20 protein-coding genes are annotated in these 22863 nt (G+C 29.0%); all 20 read right to left on the bottom strand.

The window, feature by feature from the left end:
• Positions 1 to 70: 70 nt before the first annotated feature.
• The 20 genes from dnaE to AMN95_RS01655 are packed head-to-tail and all read right to left on the bottom strand — an operon-like array spanning position 71 to position 22863.
• Complete coding sequence (dnaE, locus tag AMN95_RS01750) at positions 71 to 3490, bottom strand: DNA polymerase III subunit alpha (protein WP_075522283.1); 3420 nt, start codon at positions 3488 to 3490, stop codon at positions 71 to 73.
• A complete protein-coding gene (locus tag AMN95_RS01745; protein WP_075522282.1) occupies positions 3483 to 4160 on the bottom strand; it encodes an ABC transporter ATP-binding protein in 678 nt (225 codons plus the stop codon). Before AMN95_RS01745 ends, dnaE begins: the two co-directional genes overlap by 8 nt.
• Positions 4153 to 5385, bottom strand: a complete 1233-nt coding sequence (locus AMN95_RS01740; protein WP_075522281.1) for an FtsX-like permease family protein — start codon at positions 5383 to 5385, stop codon at positions 4153 to 4155. Before AMN95_RS01740 ends, AMN95_RS01745 begins: the two co-directional genes overlap by 8 nt.
• Positions 5382 to 6716: a proline--tRNA ligase gene (gene proS, locus AMN95_RS01735; RefSeq protein ID WP_075522280.1), complete on the bottom strand. Its 1335-nt coding sequence runs from the start codon at positions 6714 to 6716 to the stop codon at positions 5382 to 5384. Before proS ends, AMN95_RS01740 begins: the two co-directional genes overlap by 4 nt.
• Position 6717: 1 nt before the next feature.
• Positions 6718 to 6963 (bottom strand): DUF1467 family protein, encoded by a 246-nt coding sequence (locus AMN95_RS01730; protein WP_075522279.1) that lies wholly within the window; start codon positions 6961 to 6963, stop codon positions 6718 to 6720.
• Positions 6963 to 8621: a ribonuclease J gene (locus AMN95_RS01725; protein WP_075522278.1), complete on the bottom strand. Its 1659-nt coding sequence runs from the start codon at positions 8619 to 8621 to the stop codon at positions 6963 to 6965. The genes AMN95_RS01730 and AMN95_RS01725 overlap by 1 nt, the downstream gene beginning before the upstream one ends.
• Position 8622: 1 nt before the next feature.
• On the bottom strand, positions 8623 to 9369 hold the full coding sequence (locus AMN95_RS01720; RefSeq protein ID WP_075522277.1) for a type III pantothenate kinase: 747 nt from the start codon (positions 9367 to 9369) through the stop codon (positions 8623 to 8625).
• A gap of 3 nt (positions 9370 to 9372) precedes the next feature.
• Entirely contained in the window at positions 9373 to 9906 is a 534-nt protein-coding gene (locus AMN95_RS01715; protein ID WP_075522276.1) for a biotin--[acetyl-CoA-carboxylase] ligase, read from the bottom strand.
• Positions 9906 to 11324 carry an NADH-quinone oxidoreductase subunit NuoN gene (gene nuoN / locus AMN95_RS01710; protein ID WP_075522275.1) on the bottom strand — a complete coding sequence of 473 codons (1419 nt, stop codon included), beginning with the start codon at positions 11322 to 11324 and terminating at the stop codon, positions 9906 to 9908. Before nuoN ends, AMN95_RS01715 begins: the two co-directional genes overlap by 1 nt.
• A 1-nt stretch (position 11325) precedes the next feature.
• Entirely contained in the window at positions 11326 to 12807 is a 1482-nt protein-coding gene (locus AMN95_RS01705) for an NADH-quinone oxidoreductase subunit M (protein WP_075522274.1), read from the bottom strand.
• Positions 12807 to 14717 carry an NADH-quinone oxidoreductase subunit L gene (gene nuoL, locus AMN95_RS01700; protein WP_075522273.1) on the bottom strand — a complete coding sequence of 637 codons (1911 nt, stop codon included), beginning with the start codon at positions 14715 to 14717 and terminating at the stop codon, positions 12807 to 12809. Before nuoL ends, AMN95_RS01705 begins: the two co-directional genes overlap by 1 nt.
• Before the next feature lie 2 nt (positions 14718 to 14719).
• A complete protein-coding gene (gene nuoK, locus AMN95_RS01695; protein ID WP_075522295.1) occupies positions 14720 to 15028 on the bottom strand; it encodes an NADH-quinone oxidoreductase subunit NuoK in 309 nt (102 codons plus the stop codon).
• On the bottom strand, positions 15024 to 15656 hold the full coding sequence (locus AMN95_RS01690; protein WP_075522272.1) for an NADH-quinone oxidoreductase subunit J: 633 nt from the start codon (positions 15654 to 15656) through the stop codon (positions 15024 to 15026). The genes nuoK and AMN95_RS01690 overlap by 5 nt, the downstream gene beginning before the upstream one ends.
• Positions 15657 to 16142: an NADH-quinone oxidoreductase subunit NuoI gene (gene nuoI, locus AMN95_RS01685; protein WP_075522271.1), complete on the bottom strand. Its 486-nt coding sequence runs from the start codon at positions 16140 to 16142 to the stop codon at positions 15657 to 15659.
• Positions 16143 to 17141 (bottom strand): NADH-quinone oxidoreductase subunit NuoH, encoded by a 999-nt coding sequence (nuoH, locus tag AMN95_RS01680; RefSeq protein WP_075522270.1) that lies wholly within the window; start codon positions 17139 to 17141, stop codon positions 16143 to 16145. It lies immediately after the preceding gene.
• Between the two features lie 2 nt (positions 17142 to 17143).
• Positions 17144 to 19177 (bottom strand): NADH-quinone oxidoreductase subunit NuoG, encoded by a 2034-nt coding sequence (gene nuoG, locus AMN95_RS01675; RefSeq protein WP_075522269.1) that lies wholly within the window; start codon positions 19175 to 19177, stop codon positions 17144 to 17146.
• The gene (nuoF, locus tag AMN95_RS01670) at positions 19170 to 20498 is read right to left on the bottom strand and encodes an NADH-quinone oxidoreductase subunit NuoF (RefSeq protein ID WP_075522268.1); all 1329 of its coding nucleotides are present in this window, start codon (positions 20496 to 20498) and stop codon (positions 19170 to 19172) included. The genes nuoG and nuoF overlap by 8 nt, the downstream gene beginning before the upstream one ends.
• A complete protein-coding gene (nuoE, locus tag AMN95_RS01665; protein WP_075522267.1) occupies positions 20491 to 21099 on the bottom strand; it encodes an NADH-quinone oxidoreductase subunit NuoE in 609 nt (202 codons plus the stop codon). Before nuoE ends, nuoF begins: the two co-directional genes overlap by 8 nt.
• A complete protein-coding gene (locus tag AMN95_RS01660) occupies positions 21096 to 22271 on the bottom strand; it encodes an NADH-quinone oxidoreductase subunit D (RefSeq protein ID WP_075522266.1) in 1176 nt (391 codons plus the stop codon). The genes nuoE and AMN95_RS01660 overlap by 4 nt, the downstream gene beginning before the upstream one ends.
• Positions 22255 to 22863 (bottom strand): NADH-quinone oxidoreductase subunit C, encoded by a 609-nt coding sequence (locus tag AMN95_RS01655; protein WP_075522265.1) that lies wholly within the window; start codon positions 22861 to 22863, stop codon positions 22255 to 22257. The genes AMN95_RS01660 and AMN95_RS01655 overlap by 17 nt, the downstream gene beginning before the upstream one ends.

The following is a 22863-nucleotide window of genomic DNA, read 5'->3' as shown; positions in this document are numbered from 1 at the left end:
AATACTATGTGCGTATTAGTTAATTTAAAGACGCTATTTACTAATATTTTTTAGATTTAACAAGGAAAAATTAATGTATATTAAGGCTTATTTCTTTATCTCTTAAAATATTAAGCGATTTTCTATCAATATTTCTTAGTGTTTTTAGTTTAAAACTAAATGTCTCATTTTCATTAGAGAAATTGATATATACTAAAGTATCACCTCTTTTATCAAGAAAACTCTTAACGTATTTTAGTTGATCTTTTGATGATAAATTAATTGTAATCTGTTTAATAGTGCTATTGAATAAATCTTTTAATGAGGCAATTTTACGAACATTGATGCGCTTTATATTATCATCATCTGATGAGATAGATTTGTTTAATGTAAGAATTAACGAGGAGCCCTCTTTTAATAAATCTCTATTTAATTCTAAAACATCTGAAAATATAAATAACTCAAAAACACTGTTTAAATCAGTCAATTTTAAGACTGCATAAGGTGTGCCTTTAGCAGTTTTTCTCTCTCTTATTTTTAAAAGTGTTGCCGCAACATTATTTTCCTTTATTTCATCATTATTATAAAAATTTTGATAATCAATTATTTTATAATCTCTAAAAACGTCTTTGTATTGGTTTAACGGATGATCCGAAATAAAAAAACCCACAGCCTCAAATTCTTTTGCTAGCCTATCTTCAAATTCCCAGTCATTTACTTTCTCTATAATATCAATTTCACTCTCAGAGTTATCACCAAACAGATCAATTTGATTAGCAATTTTATTATCAAAATCATTTTTAGATTTTGTAATTATGCTTGGTATCGAATTAAAGATAGATTGTCTATTATTATTAAGTTTATCAAACGCTCCGGCTTTGACTAAACCCTCCAGCTGTAATTTGTTAATATCTTTCGGATTAATTCTTTTAATAAAATCAATTATAGATAAAAATTTTCCATTTAAAACTCTTTCTTTGACAATATTAGATACTGCTTCTGATCCAACTGCTTTAATAGCACCTAAAGCATAATAAAATTTATCATCTTCAGTTTTGAAATCGGAATAACATTCATTTATGTCTGGTCTTATTATATCTATATTTAATCTTCTTAATTCTTCATAAAATTCACTTAGCTTGTTTTGATTAGATATATCCATCGACATTGATGCTGCAAAAAATTCCTTAGGATAATATGTTTTTAAAAAAGCAGTTTGATAAGAAATTATAGCATAAGCAGCAGCATGACTTTTATTAAAACCATACTCTGCAAAAGGCTCTATTTTTAAGAAAATACCAGCTGCAATGTCCTTACCAATGCCTTTGTTGACTGCGCCTGTAATAAAATTTTGCTTTTGTTTCTCTAGTTCAGCTCTTTTTTTTTTACCCATAGCTCTTCTCAATAAGTCTGCTTGCCCAGCAGTAAAACCTGATAATTTTTGTGCAATTTGCATCACCTGTTCTTGATAAATAATAACTCCATAAGTTGGTTTTAAAATATCCTCTAATAAAGGATGTAAATAATCAGGTGTTTTTTTCCCATGTTTACAATCATTATAAACAGGTATATTGCTCATAGGTCCTGGTCTATACAAAGCTACTAATGCAATAATATCTTCGATATGGTTTGGTTTCATTTGAATCAAAGCATCTCTCATTCCAGCACTTTCTATTTGGAATAACCCAACTGTTTTGCCTGATGCCATAAGTTCAAAAACTTTTTGATCCTCAAAACTTATATTTTCAATATCAAATTTTTTATTTTTTTTTCTAATTAATTTTTGTGTATTATGTATTACAGTCAAAGTTTTTAGACCTAAAAAATCAAATTTCACCAACCCAGCATTTTCAGCTGAATACATATCAAATTGTGTTGATGGCAATAATAAATTTGATGAAGCGTCTTTATATAGTGGAACTATTTCAGTTAATTTTTTATCAGCAATTACTACTCCAGCGGCGTGTGTAGCAAAATTTCTATTGAGACCTTCCAATTTTAAAGAGATATCAGTTAATTTTTTAACTCTAGGATCCTCCATGATCATTTTTTGTAACCTTGGTTCTCCAGCAATACACTCTGATAAAGATTGAGGTCTTGAGGGATCAAATGGTATCATTTTTGAAATATTATCAACAAAACCATATGATAACCCTAATACTCTTCCCACATCTCTTATAACCATCCTGGCTTTTAATTTTCCAAAAGTTATGATGTGAGCAACACTGTCTTTATATTTTTGTGTAAGGTATTCAAATACAAGGTCTCTTTTATCTTCACAAAAGTCAATATCAAAATCTGGCATTGAAATTCTATCTGGATTTAAAAATCTTTCAAAAATTAGATTATATTTAATTGGATCAACATTTGTAATTGATAAACACCATGCAACTAAAGAACCAGCTCCTGATCCTCTCCCTGGTCCTACAGGAATATCATTATTTTTCGCCCATCTGATATAATCAGAAACAATCAAAAAATAACTTGAATAATCCATTTTAATAATAATTTCCAATTCATGATCTAATCGGTCTTTATAAATCAAAAAATCTTTATTATTTTCTATTTCATCTAATTTAAGCTTAAAAAACTTGATAAATTTTTCTTTTAAACCCTCAAAAGATTCTTTTTTAATAACATCATTGGCATCACCTTCTTTTGAGGAACTTATATTTGGTAAAATTGGTTTAGAGAAGAGTGGCCTAAAACTACATCTTTTAGAGAAATTATAGTTATTTTCTAAAGCCTCAGGTATATCAGCAAATAATTGTGACATTTCACTATTACTTTTAAGATAATGTTCAGCACTAAATTTAATTCTTTTTTTTTCATTAATATAAGTCTTATTGCCAATGCAAATTAATGCATCATGAGCCTCATGCATATCTCTTGTTAAGTAAAAAACTTCATTAGTAGCTATAATTGGTATCTGTAGTTGATTTGATTGATTTAAATTGTATTTTTCAAAATCCTTTTCGTTTTGGTCGTTATGTCTTTGTATTTCAATATAAAATTTATCTTTAAATTTTTCATTTAATTTTTTATAAAGATTTGAGATTTCAGAATATTTGCCTTTTTCGAACAGTTTACCAAATAATCCAAAAACAGTTCCAGAAAAAATTGAAATTCCTGAATTATCAAATTCTAATAATTCATCAAAATTTAAAATTGGTTCAATAACTTCTTTATTATCTAAATAAGATTTAGAAGATAATGAGATAATATTTTTGTAACCTTCCTCATCAAGAGCATATAAAGGCAATAACCCAATTGTATCGTCATGTTTAAATTTAATCTGTGTACCAATTATAGGCTGCGTTCCAATTTTTGATAACTTTTCAGAAAATTCTATTGCACCGCACAAATTAGAGGTATCACATAATCCAATTGCTTTAATATTATGTTCTTTAGCTTTCTCTTTAATTACGTCTATAGTTATTGCTCCCTCACAAATTGAATACTGAGAATGTATTTTAAGATGGTTAAAATTAAATAAATTAGACTCAGACATTAGCAGATTTTATATTACCATCTACTATTTCCAATAAACAATCTGATTTATTTGCTAAAACTCTATTATGAGTTGCAAATATTATCATTCTTTTTGGGTTTATTTGTTTTTTTAATAAATCAAATATTTCTTCCGAGTTTTTTTTATCAAGGCTTCCTGTAGGTTCGTCAGCTAAAATAATTTTTGGTTCATTAATTATTGCTCTTGCAATAGAAACTCTTTGTTTTTCTCCCCCGGAAAGTTCGCTTGGGAAATGATCAAGTCTGTTTGAAAGACCAACTAAATTTAATATCTTTTTTGACTTATCTAGAGCTTTTTGTTTATCGTTTCCTGCGGCTAAACTAGCAAGGTAAACATTTTCTAGGGCATTAAAGTCAGTTAATAAATTATCTTGTTGATAGATTATACCTATATTTTTTGATCTAAATTTGTCATTTTCTTTATTGTTAGTAAAATCAATTTTAATATTCTTGTATTTAATTGATCCTGATGAGGGTTTATCTATTAAAGAGATAAGATTTATAAGTGTTGATTTTCCAGATCCTGAGGGACCCATTAAACAGTATATTTTTCCTAATTTAAACTTAAAGTTAATTTTTTTTAAAACTTTGATATTTTTTTTTGCAGTAAAAGTTTTTGTCAAATTTGATAATTCTATATATTTACTCATATTTTAATGATCTCACTGGATCTAATTGAGCAGCTTTCATAGCTGGAAAAATAGAAACTAAAATTGTAATAAGAATTGAACTAAATGAAATTAGAAGGACTGAACTTAAATCTATTTCTGAGGGCATAGTGCTTAAAAAATAAATTTCTTCAGGAAATAAAGTAATATCAAATATAGAACTTAAAAATGCTCTTATATTTTCAACATATATGGAAAAAGTAACTCCTAATAAAATCCCAAATAAAGTAGCTGATGTTCCAATAATTATTCCTACAAGAAAAAATATTTTTATTATCGAATTATTTAGAACTCCTATCGATTTAAGTATAGCAATATCTTTAGTTTTATTTTTAACTAATATAGTCAAACCAGATATGATATTAAAAGCTGCAACAATAATAATTAAGGACAAAATTATAAACATTACATTTCTCTCAACTTTTAATGCTGAAAATAAAGATTTATTCATATCAGCCCAAGTAAAAACCAAATCGTTCAAAAAAATATTTTGAACAATCTTTTTTTGATTTTCAATTTTTTTTGGATTTTTTAAATAGATTTCCAAATTACGATCGTCTTCAGATAAATTAGAAAAGCTCTCAAGTGTGTTCAAGTTTAAAAAAATTACATTATTATCAAAATCTGCTAGCCCACTATCAAAAATTGATGAAACTATAAAAGTTCTTTGTTTAGGTAAGTTTCCTATTATTGTCTCAACTCCAGCTGAAGACATGATTGTCACACCATCGCCAATTTCTAAGTCAAGATTAAAACTTAGTTCTTTTCCAATTGAAATAAAATTTTTTTCTAAATTTTTATTATTACCAATAAAATTTTCATTGTTCATTAATTCAAGTTTTGAAAAATCTTTTTTAAGATAGCCTCTTAAAATAACTCCCTTGGAGCTTTGTTCACCTAATATAATAGCTTCACTAGAGTTACTTAATATAAGATTTTGTGAAATTAATTCCAAATTTTTGCTATTAACTTCATCTATATTGATAGACTTGTTATAAGGCTTAACAGTTATATGAGAATTAAAACCTACTATTTTATTTATTAATTCAGTACGAAAACCATTCATCACTGACATAACAATAATAAGTACAGCAACACCTAAACTTATTCCAATAAATGAAAATATTGAAATAATATTTAAAAAACCATCTTTTTTTCTGGCTTTTAAAAATCTAAAGGTAATTTCTTTTTCTAATGCAGAAATCAAATTGTATTTTTTTGTTGAGTTATAATTTTAATTATCTTGTTCAATGATAAATTTTGTGTTTCTCCACCAATTTCTTTAAACTCTAGTAAATCACCTTCACTTTTTTTACCAATAATTATTTGATATGGTGCACCGATTAAATTCATTTTTTTGATTTTTGAAGAAAAATTTTCGTCTGTATCGTCAATGATTGCATCAATGTTATTTTTAAGTAATTCTTTATTAATATTATTTGCTTTATCTAAAGCAGCAGATTCATTTTTATTTATCATTGGTATTAATGCAATATCATAAGGAGCAACAGACAATGGCCATTTCATGATCTCATTTTTGTCATCGTATTTAGCTTCAATTATTGCCCCTACTAATCTTGACACACCAATTCCATATGATCCCATTTTTACAAAATCTTTTTTTCCTCCTGGTAAATCTACTGAAGCTCCCATCGGTTTTGAATACTTGTCACTGAAATAAAATATATGACCTACTTCTATACCTTTAGTGATAAGTCGGTTTTCTTCTAAAACATTTTTTTCAAATTCTACTTTATCAAATTTCTCATCTGTAACAGCATAAAACTGTTCATATTTTTTTCTCATTTTCTCTAAAGATAATTTTTCTAATTTCGTATCATCACTATCTAAATCAAATATTCTTTTATCTGTAAAAATTTTACTCTCACCTGTGTCTGCAAGAATGATAAATTCATGAGATAAATTTCCACCTATAGGACCTGTCTCGGCAGCCATAGGAATTGCAGTTAAAGATAACCTTTTAAATGTTCTTAAATATGATAAAAAAAATTTATTGTAAGAATAAAAAGCCTCTTCATCTGAAATATCAAATGAATACGCATCTTTCATATAAAATTCTCTACCCCTCATAATTCCAAATCTTGGTCTTATTTCATCTCTAAATTTCCATTGAATATGATATAAAAGTTGTGGGAGCGATTTATATGATTTTATTGAAGATCTAAAAATTTCTGTTACTTGCTCTTCATTTGTTGGCCCATAAAGCATTTCTCTATTTTGACGATCAGTTATTCTAAGCATCTCTTCACCATAATCCTCATACCTTCCACTTTCTTTCCAAATTTCACTTGATTGGATAGTTGGCATTAAAATTTCTTGGGCTCCAATTTTATTTTGCTCTTGTCTAACAATATCCTCAATTTTTTTCATTATTTTAAAACCTAAAGGTAACCATGAATAAATACCTGCTGATGCCTGTTTCATCATTCCAACTCTCAACATTAATTGATGAGACTTTATCTTTGCCTCCGAAGGGTTATTTTTTAATATTGGTATGAAAGTATTTGAAAAAAGCATCTTAGTTGATCATATTTCTTAAATTTAAATATTCAAATTTAATTAATAAGTAAATTATTATAAAAATAACAGTAGTAATTCCTGTACAATATAAGAATTTTTTCAACATTTTAGGATTTTCTGGTGATCCAGGATCTTCTCCTTCAATTTTAATTAATTTTGTTCTATTTACATCAATAGGTAGAATTGCAAAAAATACTATCCACCAAATGATTATATAGATAATAGCTAGACCAGTAACACTCATTAAATTTTAACTAGGTTAATATTTGTATATGGTTTTTTCCCAGTTATATCTTTAGAATATTTTCTACAGGCTATTTTCAATGCATCAATAAAATTATGCTCTTGTTGTTTATTGCCTATTTTAAAAGTTCTTGATGTTTTTTCTATTTCTTCCTCTAGTCCATAAATAAAATTTTCCTCATCTTGTATAGGTAAACCACGAAACGAAAGAATAGGGTTATTATGAATATTGCCTTTAGGTGTAATCATAATTGTAATCTCAAGATATCCATTTGCGCTTAAATTTTTTCTATCTTTAATTGATTGAGAGTCTGGATCAACACTTATACTACCATCCAAATAAAGCCTACCGCTAGGAGCTTTGTCATATACTTCAGGTTTTACACCAGGGTGTAATTTAACTATATCACCATTTTCTACTTGGACTGGGAACGGAACTTGCATTTCTTTTGCAAAATTTATGTGCTCTATCATATGTCTATGCTCTCCGTGTACAGGTATTACACATTTAGGTTTTACCCATTGATACATTTCTTTCAAATCCTCTCTATTTGGATGTCCTGAAACATGAACAAATTCAGTCTCTTCAGAAATTACCTCTATTCCATCTTTAACAAGTTGATTATGCAATTTGTAAAGTTTTTTTTCGTTACCAGGTATGATTTTTGAAGAAAAAATTACTGCATCACCTTTTTCAATAAATACGTCTGGATGAACATAACTTGAAATTCTCATCATAGCACCCATAGGCTCACCTTGACTGCCCGTACATAAATAAACTATTTTTTCTCTGGAAAATCTTTTTGCCTCTCTTGGATCTATTGGATCAATCACATTTTTTAGATATCCACATTGGCGAGCAGCTTTGTAAATACGGTGCATTGATCGACCAACTAATGAAATTTGTCTTCCTGTTTGCTCTGCACAATAAAAAGCAGTTTCCATTCTAGCAACGTTAGATGCAAACGAAGTAATAATAATTCTTTTTTTTAATCTTGACATAACATTTAACATATTTTTTCTCACATCTAATTCAGAACCTGATCTACCTGCGCTAAACACATTCGTTGAGTCACAAATCATAGCTAAAACACCTTCATCTCCAATTTCTTTAAGTCTTTTTTCATTAATATTTTCTCCAATTAAAGGATTTGGATCAACTTTCCAGTCACCAGTATGTAATATAACTCCAGCTGGTGTTTTTATTCTAAGACCATTTGGCTCTAATATTGAATGTGTTAAAGTAATATATTCAACTTCAAAAGGATCTAAAGAAACTTTTCCGTTTAATTCAACTATTTGTAAGTCATTAGTTATATCAATTTGTTTTTCTCTAAATTTTTCTCGAATTAGTAGAGCAGTGAAAGGTGTTGCAAAAATTTTACATTTTAGTTTTGGCCATAAGTGTGCAATTGCACCAATATGATCCTCATGAGCATGAGTTAAAACTATTCCCAACAAATTATCTTTTCTCTCAACAATAAACCCTGGATCTGGATAAATCAGATCAACACCTGGAATAGTATCGTCTGCAAAAGTTACACCAATATCAACCATTATCCATTTATGATCACTAGGCTGTCCATATCCAAACAAATTCATGTTCATGCCTATTTCACCTGATCCACCTAAAGGACAAAATAATAGTTCATTTTTCATTTTATTTAATCAATTTTGAAATCTTAATAAGACCTTTAATTGTAATATCTTGGTTATGACTTGCTTTCGTTTTAATTGAGTTTTTAAATAAGTTTGAAAATCCTCCAGTAATAATTACTTTAAAAGATTTTCTAGTCTCTTTCTTAATTAAATTAATAATATTGTCAATTAAACCTGCATAACCCCAAAAAAAGCCTGATCTCACTGCAGAGATTGTATTATTTCCAATAACTTTTTTCATTCTTTTTAGATGAATTTTTGGAATCAACGTAGCTTTGTCTGACAATGTGTTTAAAGACAATTTTACACCTGGTGCAATAATTCCACCGTAATAAGTATTTTTAATAAGGACATCAAATGTTGTTGCAGTTCCAAAATCTAAAATAATAAAATTATCTTTATTATTCATTAAACTAATAGCATTTGTAATTCTATCAGACCCTACCTGCTTATAATTAACTTTTATCTTAATAAGAGATTTTAATTGTAAATTTTTAACCTCACAGCATTTTAATTTTATCTTTTTTGACAAAAATTTTTTAATTTTATAATATGTGTTTGGTACAACACTGCAAAATAAAACTTTTTCTATTTTGTCCAATCGTATTTTGTTTTTTTTAAATAAATTATTGAGTTGTTTGTTGTTAACAGATTTTGACAAAAAAATTATTTTTTTCAAAATTCTATCTTTTTTAGACACAAGACATAATTTTGTTTCAGTATTTCCAATATCTCCTAAAATATACATTATCTAATTTTTATACAATTTTGATGAATTTTTTTCAAAAATTTGTTTTAATTTATTTTCAACACTTAATTTGCTAATACTTTTTTTAGCTATCTTCTGCAAGCTCGTAGCAGGATAATTTTTAATGTTAGGATGTTTTACAATATTTATACCTATTCCTGTAACTATAAACTTTCTATCTTTTTTAAAAACAATTTCTTGTAAAATTCCACTTATTTTTTTTTTATCAATTAATAAATCATTTGGTTTTTTGAATAAGATGTTTTTGCTTGTAAATTTAGAAAGTGTCTTTTTTACTAAAAGACAGTTCATTTTAGTAATGGTATCAATTGTGAAATTTTTTTTACTTAATTCATTAAAAAAAGATACAAATAAATTTCCCTTAAATGAAATCCATTTTCTTCCATACTGGCCTTTACCTTTCGATTGTGTTTCTGAAATAACCATCCCAGATATACAACTAGTATCTTTAATAATCCTTATAGCAGTAGTATTTGTGCTTTTAACTTTTTTAAATTTAAATTTCCTGTATTTCATCAGATAATATTAATTCTAGACACGACTTCAATTAACTGACTTGGAAATATGAAGTAAAAAAGAATCAATATCGTAGAAACGGTAAGAGAAAACTTTAACCACAGACTATGATCAGTATCATATTTGTCCCTCTCTTTATCAAAATAAATTATTTTAATAATTCTTAAATAATAAAATGCTGCCACTACAGTAGATAATAACCCTACTATGGCCAAGAAATACATAGATTGTTCTATTACTGCTTTAAAAACATAAAATTTTGCGAAAAAACCTGCCAAAGGAGGTATGCCTGCTAAAGAGAATAATATTAAAAGTAAACAGATAGATAGCAATGGATGGTTTTTTGATAAACCAGAGAGATCATCAATGTTCTCATAATATTGGTCTTTTCTTCTTAACATCAGCAAACATGAAAAAAGAGCAAAATTCATAACCACATAAATAGAGATATAAATAATTGAACTTTGTATCCCTTCGTTAGATACTGTTGCAAGTCCAGCTAATGTATAACCAATATGTCCAATGGAGCTATATGCTATTAATCTTTTAATATTAGTTTGCCCGATAGCTGCTACTGCACCAAAAACCATAGATGCTATAGATAAAAATACGATAATCATCTGCCATTGATCTACCAAATTTAAGAAAGGAACATATAAAAATCTAATAAATACTGTTAAAGCAGCAATTTTTGGTACAATTGCAAAAAACAAGGTTACGGTGGTTGGAGAACCCTCATACACATCTGGTGCCCACATATGAAAAGGGACAGCAGAAATCTTAAATGCTAAACCAACCAAAATAAATACTATTCCGAATGTTAAAACATATTCATTAGAGTTTAATTGATTTGAAATAATATCAAAGTTGGTAGATCCAGAAAAACCATATACTAAAGAACATCCATATAAAAGTAATCCCGATGACAACGCACTTAAAACAAAATACTTTAAACCAGCTTCAGATGATTTTAATTGATCTCTATCATATGTAGCCAAGACGTAGAGAGCTAAAGATTGTAATTCTAAGCCCAAATAAAAAACAATTAGATCATTAGAGCTGATCATTATCATCATACCAAGCATAGAGCTCAAAATAAGAACTGGATATTCAAGATTGTATATTTTTAATGTTTTTAAATAATTAGAAGAAATAATTAAAACTAAAAGGCCTCCAATTAAAGTAATGGTTTTCATTAATGAGGACATATAGTCAATGATAACACTTTCATTAAAAAGAGTTTCTTTGTTTACAGAAAAGGTCTCATTTATGTTTATTATAGCTGTGATCAAAATAGCTAATAAAGATAAATTAAAAGTAATTTTGGAACTATTTTTTTTAAAGACACCCAAAACAAGCAGAAACATAATTGAAAGTGAAATGAAAATCTCAGGCAATATTAAATTTAATTTTTCCATATTATTTATTGGCTATATTAATATTATGCATATTGATTAAATCTGTTACAGAAACTTCAATTGTGTTAATAAGTGGATCTGGATAAAATCCAAAAAATAAAATTGGTATAGCTAAACAACTAAGAATAAAATACTCGGATTTATTTAAATCTACTATCTTTTTGAGATCTTGATTAATTAATTTTCCAAAAACTACTCTTTTATATAGCCATAATATATACGCAGCTCCTAAAATCACCCCAAGACTAGCTAAAACAGCAACTAAAATATTATCCTTAAAAGCCCCCATTAATATTAAAAACTCTCCAATAAAACCACTGGTTCCTGGTAAACCTAATGATGCTAAAGCAAATAACATAAATAAAATTGAGTATTTTGGAATTACAGAAACTAGTCCGCCATAAGTGCTAATCAACCTAGAATGCATTCTGTCATAAACTACTCCAACAGTTAAAAATAAAGCTGCTGAAACTAATCCATGACTTATCATTTGAATTATACTTCCCTCAATACCTTGTTGTTGTAAAGTAAATATTCCTAAAGTTACAAATCCCATGTGTGCAACCGATGAATAAGCGATTAGTTTTTTCATGTCTTCTTGCATTAAGGCTATTAAAGAAGTAAATATAATCGCTATTACACTTAGAGTATAAATTAATGGTGTAAATACTTCTGATGCAATTGGAAAAAGACCTAAAGAAAACCTAATAAAACCATATCCAGCCATCTTTAACAATATGGCGGCTAATAAAACAGATCCCGCAGTGGGAGCCTCAACGTGAGCATCTGGTAACCATGTATGAACTGGCCACATAGGAGTTTTAACAGCAAATGAACTAAAGAAAGCTAACCATAAAAGATTTTGATATTTAACGTCAATTCCAATATCATAAAGCTTAACTACATCAGTTGTGCCCGAGATCCAATAAATTGAAATTATTGCAACTAACATCAAAACAGAACCTAGTAATGTATATAAAAAGAATTTAAATGCAGAGTAAACTCTCTTTGGCCCCCCCCAAATTCCAATAATCAAAAACATTGGAATTAATCCAGCTTCAAAAAATAGGTAAAATACTACTAAATCAAGTGCACAAAAAACACCAATCATAAAACTTTCCATTATTAGTATTGCAATTAAAAAATCTCTTAGTCTATTTTTAACAGAATTATTTACAGATATAATGCATAGAGGAGTTATAAATGTAGTTAATATGATAAATAAAATTGAAATACCATCTACTCCAACTTTATAATTAATAAATCCTTTGATCCATGTTCTATCTTCTATAAATTGAAAATTAGATGTCGATTGGTCAAATGAAATCCATAAATAAATAGAAATTAAAAAATTAACAATCGTTGTAAATAAAGCTACGTATTTAGCAGTTAAATTATTTCCTTCGTTATCCTTTGTAAAAAATAAAAATAAAGATCCAATTATTGGCAATATTATTAGTGAAGAAAGAATAGGAAAACTCATTATTTTACTATTAAAAAGGTTAATAAAGCAGAAAAACCTAACAACATTACAAATGCATATTGATAAATAAAACCGCTTTGAAATTTAGTTGCTTTAATTGAAAATTTTTTTATTAAAGAAGAAATCCCATCAGGACCAAATCCGTCGATTATAACGCCATCGCAAAATTTCCATAAAAATAAGCCAAGTTTTTTTGAGGATTTAATAAACAAAACATTGTACAACTCATCGAAGTACCATTTGTTTACTAAAAAATCATACATAGGTTTATTCATAGAGGCTATAGAATTTGGTAATTCTTTGTTTTTAACAAATAAGTAATATGCAATAGGAATAGATGCCAAAACTAAACAAGGTGTTAAAAGCAAAAACCATAATGGAGGGTGGTTTGTACTCAGAGGTTCTAAAAATTTGATAGACTCTGCCCAGAAAAGATTATCACCATGACCGATAAAGAGTCCTTTAAATAAAACACCAGCAAATACTGCTCCTAATGAAAGGATAAATAAAGGAATTAACATCACTAATGGGGACTCATGTGTTTCCTCTATCTTGATTTTTTTATTATTGTACTTTCCATGAAAAGTTTTAAAAATTAATCTCCAAGAGTATATAGATGTTAAAAAAGCTGTTACTATTCCAATTCCAGCAGCATAATAACCAGCAGTATTACCTTTTAAATAAGCAAATTCTATAATAGCGTCTTTAGAGTAAAATCCTGATAAAAATGGAAAACCTGTTAAAGCAAGTGTTCCAATGATCATTAAAGCATATGTATATGGTAACTTTTTCCATACACCACCCATATTATTTATGTTTTGTTCATCTTTAAATGCGTGAATTACTGAACCAGAACCTAAAAATAATAATGCTTTGAAAAATGCGTGAGTAAATAAATGAAACATAGCAACATTGTATGCGCCTACTCCAGCTGCAAAAAACATATAACCAAGTTGACTACATGTAGAATAAGCAATTATTTTTTTTATATCTGTTTGAACTAGAGCAACTGTTGCTGCAAAAAACGCAGTAGTCATTCCGACAATAGTTATAAAATTTAATATTAAAGGTGAATACTCATAAATTGGAGAACATCTTACTACTAAGAAAACGCCAGCAGTAACCATCGTTGCTGCATGGATTAATGCAGAAACTGGAGTCGGACCTTCCATAGCATCAGGTAGCCATGTATGTAGTAAAATTTGTGCAGATTTACCCATTGCACCAATAAATAAAAGTAAACAAACTAAATCGACTACTTTAAATTCGGAACCCAAAAAAGATAAATCTTTATCGACAACAGTTGGAATTTGCTGAAATACTTCTGAATAATTAACAGTCCCAAATAAATAAAATATTAAAAAAATTCCTAAGGCGAACCCAAAGTCACCTACTCTGTTTACAATAAATGCTTTTATAGCCGCAGCATTTGCACTTTCTTTTTTAAACCAAAAACCAATTAGAAAGTATGAACAAAGACCAACACCTTCCCAACCAAAAAATAATTGAATAAAATTATCTGAAGTCACAAGCATTAACATTGCAAAAGTAAATAATGATAAATAAGCCATGAATCTTGGCTTATGAGGATCATGAGACATATAACCAATTGAATATATGTGCACTAAAGCAGATACAGAAGTAACAACTACTAACATTACAGCTGATAATGGATCAATTAACATTGACCAATTTACATCAAGTGACCCTGAACTTATCCAGGTAGCTATTACAATATTTTCTTCGTATTGATTTACAATAACTTGATAAAAAATATAGATAGATAAGAGTGCAGAGATTGAAACAAGAGCGCTTGTCAATATTTCAGAATTTCTATCACCAATATATCTTCCAAAAAAACCTGAGATAATGGAAGCAATCAGTGGAAGAAATATAATTGATAGTTCCATTACTAGCCTTTCAGTTTATCTATTTCTTCAACTCTAATAGTTCCTGAGTTTCTAAAATATACGACAATAATTGCCAAACCAATTGCGGCTTCTGCAGCAGCAACAGTTAAAATAAATAATGTAAATACTTGTCCTGCTAAATCTCCTAAGAATATTGAAAAAGTGACCAAATTTATATTTACAGCAAGTAATATTAGTTCAATACTCATTAAAATAACGATGATGTTTTTTCTGTTCAGAAAAATACCGATAATTCCTATCGAAAAGATAATTGCTCCAAGTGTTAAATAATGACCTATACCTATTTCAATCATCTATTTTTATGCCTTTGTTTGATTGAACCTCTAAAACCTGAACACCCTCTGATCTTTCTCTTGAAATTTGATTAATATAACTCTGTCTTTTTACACCAGATCGATGTCTAAAAGTAAGAACAATGGCACCAATCATTGCAACTAATAATATCATTCCGCTAATTTGGAATACATGAATATAATCAGTATACAAAATCCGACCTAATGAATGTGTATTGGTCATATTGGCTTCAGCAAATGAATTATTAATATCAAACAAATCTGGTTTATATTTCCAACCACCGATTACAATTATTATCTCAAAAAAAATAAGTGTGCTAATTATTAAACCCACCGGGATATGACCGGAGCTTGAGGTAGACAAAAACCATTGATTTTTTTGTTGTGCTACATTTAACATCATCACAACAAACAAAAATAAAACAGCAACAGCTCCGACATAAACAATTAACATGATCATACCAAGAAATTCTGCTCCTATCATTATGAACAGACATGAAATACTTATAAAATCTAAAATTAAAAAAAATACTGAATGAACAGTATTTTTTGAAACAGTCACCATTATTGCAGATATTATCGCTATAGCTGAAAAGATATAAAAAAAAATTGCGTGAGCCATTATTTATCTATAAGGATTATCAGCTTTAATATTTGCAGCTAATATATTTTCCCAACGATCTCCATTATCTAAGAGTTTTTCTTTTGTATAGTAAAGTTCTTCTCTTGTTTCAGTAGAAAATTCAAAATTCGGTCCTTGAACTATTGCATCTACAGGACATGACTCCTCACATAAGCCACAATAAATACACTTCATCATATCAATGTCGTATCTTGTAGTTTTTCTACTTCCGTCTTCACGTTCTGAAGACTCTATTGTAATTGCTTGTGCAGGACAAACAGCTTCACATAATTTACAAGCAATACACCTTTCCTCTCCGTTTGGATATCGACGTAATGCATGTTCACCTCTAAATCTAGGACTAATCTTTCCTTTCTCAAATGGATAGTTTATCGTTTTTTTTGATTTAAATAACTCTTTTACAGCAATAAATAATCCTACTAAAAAATCTACCATTAATATAGTTTTTAAGAATCTTGAGAATTTCATTTAGTTTATTGGTAAAAGATTAAAATAAAATAAATAACTTGCAGTTAATACAACCCATGTCAATGAAAAAGGTAGAAATATTTTCCAACCTAATCTCATGAGTTGGTCGTATCTATATCTGGGGACTATTGCCTTAACCAGAGCAAATAAAAAAAATAATAATAAAATTTTTAGAATTAACCAAATAGCTCCTGGTATTAAATTAAAAGGGTAAATCTCTAATGGAGATAACCATCCACCCAAAAATAAAATTGCTCCAATAGCACACATCAAAAGTATATTTGCGTACTCTCCTAACCAAAACATCGCATACATCATTCCAGAGTATTCTGTTTGATAACCAGCAACTAATTCTGCTTCGGCCTCAGGTAAATCAAAGGGAGGTCTATTAGTTTCAGCAAGTGCGGAAATAAAGAAAATAACAAACATTGGAAATAATGGTATTACAAACCACAAATCTTGTTGAGCTAAAACAATATCTTTTAAATTTAAAGATCCAACACATAAAAGAACATTGATAATAATAATACCAATTGAAACTTCATATGAAACCATTTGAGCTGCTGATCGAATTGAACCCAAAAAAGGATATTTAGAATTAGAGGCCCAGCCTCCCATTATTATTCCATATACGCCTAATGATGAAACTGCAAACAAGTATAAAATTCCAACATTTATATCTGCAAGAACTTGTGTTTCGCTAAATGGAATGACCGCCCAAGCAATTAATGCTAAAGTCATTGTTACAATTGGCGCTAAAATAAAAACTACTTTATTTGAACTCGCTGGAATAATAATTTCCTTAAATATATATTTTAAAGCATCTGCCAAAGATTGAAGCAAACCAAAAGGTCCAACAACATTTGGTCCCTGTCTTTTTTGAACAAATGCCCAAACTCTTCTATCTAACCAGACTATCATTGCAACAGACACAAGAACAGGCACTAACAAAAATAAAATTTTATATACTTCTTGAAAAATTATATTCAAATATTCCATAATTATCCCTCAGTTCCAGTTTTCTTAATATCTATTTTAGAGTTATGACAATCTAACATTGTTTTTGATGCTCTTGCTATAACATTTGAAAAATAGTAACTTTTATAATCAATTATCAACTTTTCATTAATAAATTTTTCATTTATTTGATCATCAAAATTTAAAGAGATCTTATTTTCTTTCTGTAAACTGACAAAATTAAACATACTACTTTCTAATTCATCTTTATCATTAAATAAATTTCTATTATTGATAAAACCAGAAAGTTCATTCAAAATTTGCCAATCTTCCTTTGCTTCACCCGGAGGATAAGAAGCTTTATAAGCTTTTTGCACTTTACCTTCTAAATTTGTGAAGTATCCACTCTGTTCTGCATAAGTCGAACCAGGTAAAATTATATCAGCAATTTCAGCACCATTGTCTCCATGACTACCTTGATAAATTATAAATTCATTATTTTTTTGGAAATTTAGGTTATCTTGACCTAATAGATAAACAATATCAAACTTATGATTATTCAAATCATCAAATAAATTTTTTTCTTTATTTAAAATACCTAAATCTAAACATCCTACAGTAGCAGCGTCTGAAGTTAATCTATTTATGGAGTTCCAATCTTGTGAAATTTTATTATTATTTTTCAAAAAATCTTTTATTAAATTATATATCATTTTTGCTTTTTCTAATTTAAAAAAAGATTCACCTAGTATAATTAATGGTTTTTTTGAATTTTTGATTTCTTTGGAAATATCTGTTTGATTACTAAAAATATCAATTAAGGTATTAGTCTCTCCATTTAGTTTTTTATAAGGATATGTCAAATCACCAACATCATTCAAAGATATAATTCTAATATTATTATTTAAAAAAGATTTTCTAATTCTCGCATTTAAGATTGTTGCTTCAAATCTTGGATTCGTGCCAATTAAAAAAATTAAATCAGATTCTTCAATACCATTTATAGATGAGTTAAAAATATAATTCTCTCTTAAACTATCATCAACAAAATAGTTTGAAGATCTACTTTCATAATTTTTTGAATTTAAAACTCTCTCAAAAAATTCTTTAAAAATATAGCTAGACTCCATGTTTTGCAAATCACCGACAAATCCTGCTATTTTATCTTTAGGTGTATTTTCAATCTTTGACTTAATTATTTTAAATACTTCATCCCAACTAGCTTTTTCAAATTTACCATTGTATTTTATATATGGTGTATCTAATCTTTGATTAGAAAGGCCGTCACATGCATATCTAGTTTTATCTGAAATCCATTCCTCATTAATATCCTCATTAATTATAGGTAACACTCTCTTAACTTCCCAACCATAAGTATCAATTCTAATATTCGATCCTATTGCATCCATTACATCAATAGTCTCCGTTTTTTTTAATTCCCAAGGTCTAGCCTCAAAAACATATGGTTTAGATGTAAGAGCACCCACCGGACATAAATCAATAACATTTCCAGACATTTCTGATTGTATCGAATGCTCAAGATAAGTTGTGATTTGCATATCTTCACCTCTCCCGACAGCCCCCAGCTCTGGAACCCCTGCAATTTCTGTGGCAAACCTTATACATCTAGTACAATGTATGCATCTTGTCATTTGAGTTTTTATTAGCGGACCCATATTTTTATCAGGCACTGCTCTTTTATTTTCTTTGAATCTTGATTTATCTATTCCATAAAACATGGACTGATCTTGAAGATCGCACTCTCCACCTTGATCACAGACAGGGCAATCTAGTGGATGATTAGCTAATAAGAATTCCATTACCCCTTTTCTTGATTTTTCAATTTTTGGAGTGTTAGTTTTTATTATCATTCCTTCAGCTGCAGGCATTGCACAAGATGCGACTGGTTTTGGCGATTTATCTAATTCGACTAAACACATTCTGCAATTACCAGCTATTGATAATTTTTCATGATAACAAAATCTTGGAATTTCTACTCCAGCTTTTTCACAAGCTTGAAGAACTGTTAAGCCCTCTTCTACTTCTAAATCTATATCATTTACTTTAATTTTAAGCATTTTTATCTAACAAGTGTTGGTCAACTAAATATGGAATATTCTTATTTTCTTTTACAACAGGATCAAATTTATTTCTTTTCTTTATTTCATCTTTAAAATGTCTTAGTAATCCTTGAACAGGCCAAGAAGATCCTTCACCAAATGCACAAATAGTATGACCTTCGATTTGCTTTGTTACATCTTCCAACATTTCAATCTCATCTCTTGATGCCTCTCCTTTAGCCATTCTTTCGAGCATTCTCCACATCCAACCTGATCCCTCCCTACATGGAGTACATTGACCACAACTTTCGTGTTTATAAAATCTCGCAATTCTTGCCATACATTTTATAATGTCTTGGTCTTTATTTATAACAACAACCCCAGCAGTTCCTAATCCACTTTTTTCAGCCACCAGTGAGTCAAAATCCATTCTAAGCGTTTCACATTTATCTTTTGGAATTAATGGCATTGATGAACCTCCAGGAATAACAGCTTGCAAATTATCCCATCCTCCAATTACTCCGCCAGCATGGACTTCTATCAATTCTTTTAAAGATATGCTCATTTCTTCTTCAACATTACATGGATTATTAACATTTCCAGATATACAGAAAATCTTAGTCCCTGTGTTTTTTTCTTTACCTAATGATGAAAACCACTTTCCACCTCTTTTAAGGATAGTAGGAACAACAGCTATTGTCTCTACGTTATTTATTATAGTGGGACATCCATAAAGTCCAATCAGTGCTGGAAAAGGTGGCTTCAATCTAGGTTGACCTTTTTTACCTTCTATGCTCTCTAATAAAGCAGTCTCTTCACCACATATATATGCCCCTGCTCCATAATGGATATAAATGTCTAAATCCCAACCAGTGCCGGCTGCATTCTTACCAATTAATTTTTTTTCATAAGCTTCGTTAATTGCATTTTGAAGTTTTTGACCATCAATAAAATATTCTCCTCTAATATAAATATAACAAACATGAGCTTGGATTGCATAAGATGCGATTAAACATCCTTCAATTAATTTGTGTGGTTCAAATCTTAGTATATCTCTATCTTTACATGTTCCTGGCTCTGACTCATCGCCGTTAATTACTAAATAATGAGGTCTCGAACCAACTTCTTTTGGCGCAAATGACCATTTTAAACCAGTAGGAAAGCCTGCTCCTCCTCTTCCTCTTAATTGAGAGTTTTTAATTTCATTTATTATCCAATCTCTTCCTTTATCTATAATTTCTTTAGTATTTATCCAATCACCCCTTTTTTGAGATGAAATCACATCCGAACCTAAATCATTATATAAATTTTGGAAAATTCTGTCTTTATCTTTAAGCATTTTTTAGATCCATTAATGTTTTTCTATTATTTTCAGGTTCGTTATTTATCCTGCCTCTATATGAGCCTGGTTTTGGAGTTTCACCCTCTAAAATTTTGTCAATAATTTTTATAGTTTTATCCTTATCAAGGTCTTCATAGTAATCGTCATTAATTTGCATCATAGGAGCATTGACACATGCACCTAAACATTCAACTTCTGTCCAAGAACAGCTTTTATTTTCTGATAGTTCAAATTGATTTTTTGAAATTTTTTCTTTACAAGCATCAACTAGCTCATTCGCACCTCTGATCATACATGGTGTTGTCGTACAAACTTGAATGAAATATTTTCCAACAGGTGATAAATTGTACATGCTATAAAAAGTAGCTACTTCATAAACCTTAATATAAGGCATGTCTAAAAATTTTGCTATGTACTTCATCGCAGCTAATGGTATCCAATTATTATTTTGTCTTTGCGCTAAATAAAGCAAAGACATTACAGCACTTTGTTGTTTACCTTTAGGATATTTAGAAATAATAACTTTTGCTGCTTCTAATGAAGCAGAATTAAATTCAAATTTTTCAGGTTGATTTTTAGCTGGCCTTCTTAAACTCATCTATCTACCTCTCCAAAAACAATATCCAATGATCCAAGAACAGCTGGGACATCTGCTAACATATGCCCTTTAATTAAATAGTCCATAGACTGCAGGTGAGAAAAACCTGGAGCTCTTATTTTGCACTTATAAGGTTTATTAGATCCATCTGAAATTAAATAAACCCCAAACTCTCCCTTTGGAGCCTCAACAGCAGTATAAATTTCATCTTTTGGTACTCTATAACCCTCTGTAAATAATTTAAAATGATGTATTAAAGCTTCCATTGACTGCTTTAACTCTTTTTTGGGAGGTGGGGTTATTTTTCCATCCTGAGACTTTACGGGACCTTTTTCCATTTTTGTTAAACACTGTTTTATTATAGACACACTCTCCTTCATTTCCTCTATTCTGCACAAATAACGATCATAACAATCACCATTTTTACCAACAGGAATCTTAAAATCTAATAATTCATAACAATCATATGGCTGAGATTTTCTTAAATCCCAAGGAATGCCGGATCCTCTCATCATCACACCAGTAAAAGAATAATTTAATGCATCCTCTTTGCTAACAACGCCAATATCAACATTTCTTTGTTTAAAGATTCTGTTATCGGTAAGTAAATTTTCTAAATCATTGATAATTCTTGGGAAAGTTTCACAAAATTTTGCAATATCATTTTCTAGACCAGCAGGCAAATCTTGATGAACTCCTCCTGCCCTAAAATAGTTTGCATGTAATCTTGAACCAGAAGCTCTCTCATAAAAAGTCATTAAAGTTTCTCGTTCTTCAAATCCCCATAATGAAGGTGTTAAAGCACCAACATCAAGTGCTTGTGTAGTTACATTCAATATATGGCTCAATATCCTACCAATTTCACAGAATATTACTCTTATGTATTGGGCTCTTATTGGTACATCAATATTCAATACCTTCTCTACAGCTAACGCAAAAGCATGTTCTTGATTCATTGGCGCCACATAATCTAATCTATCAAAATAAGGTACTGCTTGCATATAAGTTTTGTTTTCAATGAGTTTTTCAGTTCCTCGATGAAGTAATCCAATATGTGGATCTGCTTTCTCAACTACTTCCCCATCCAGTTCTAGTATAAGTCTCAATACCCCATGAGCAGCTGGATGCTGAGGTCCAAAATTCAAATTTAAATTTTTAATTTTTTTTGTCATCTTTGATATCTGTTTGATCTTTAATGTATTTTGTCCCTTCCCATGGACTTTGATAATCAAAATTTCTATAATTTTGCTCTAACTTTACAGGTTCATTTATAACTTTTTTTTTGTCCTCGCTGTATCTTACCTCTGAATGTCCAGTCAAAGGAAAATCTTTTCTTAAAGGATGTCCCTCGAATCCATAATCAGTTAAAATTCTTCTTAAATCAGGGTGATCTTTAAAATTAATACCATACATGTCGAAAACTTCTCTTTCCATCCAATTAGCTGCAGGAAAAATGGATGTTAGTGAATTAACAACTTCATTTTCATTAATGTAATAAGTTACAATAATTCTTTGATTAAATTCGTGGCTTAAAAATAAATATACTAGCTTAAATCTTTTACTTTCTTCAGGGTAATCAACAGCTGTAATATCAATTAATTGTCTAAATTTAGTATCTAAGTTAGTCTTTAAAAATAGAATTACATCAATTAAATCCTCTTTATCTATTTCAACATATAATTGATTATGTTTAATTTCAGAATTGTTTATTTTAGTTGTTAGTTCAGAATTAATTTTTTTTTCTAAGTTTATAAGGGTTTTCAT

Source organism: Candidatus Pelagibacter communis (genome assembly GCF_001180185.1).
Classification (GTDB): Bacteria; Pseudomonadota; Alphaproteobacteria; order Pelagibacterales; family Pelagibacteraceae; genus Pelagibacter; species Pelagibacter ubique_F.
This window is presented reverse-complemented; position numbering and strand designations above follow the sequence as displayed.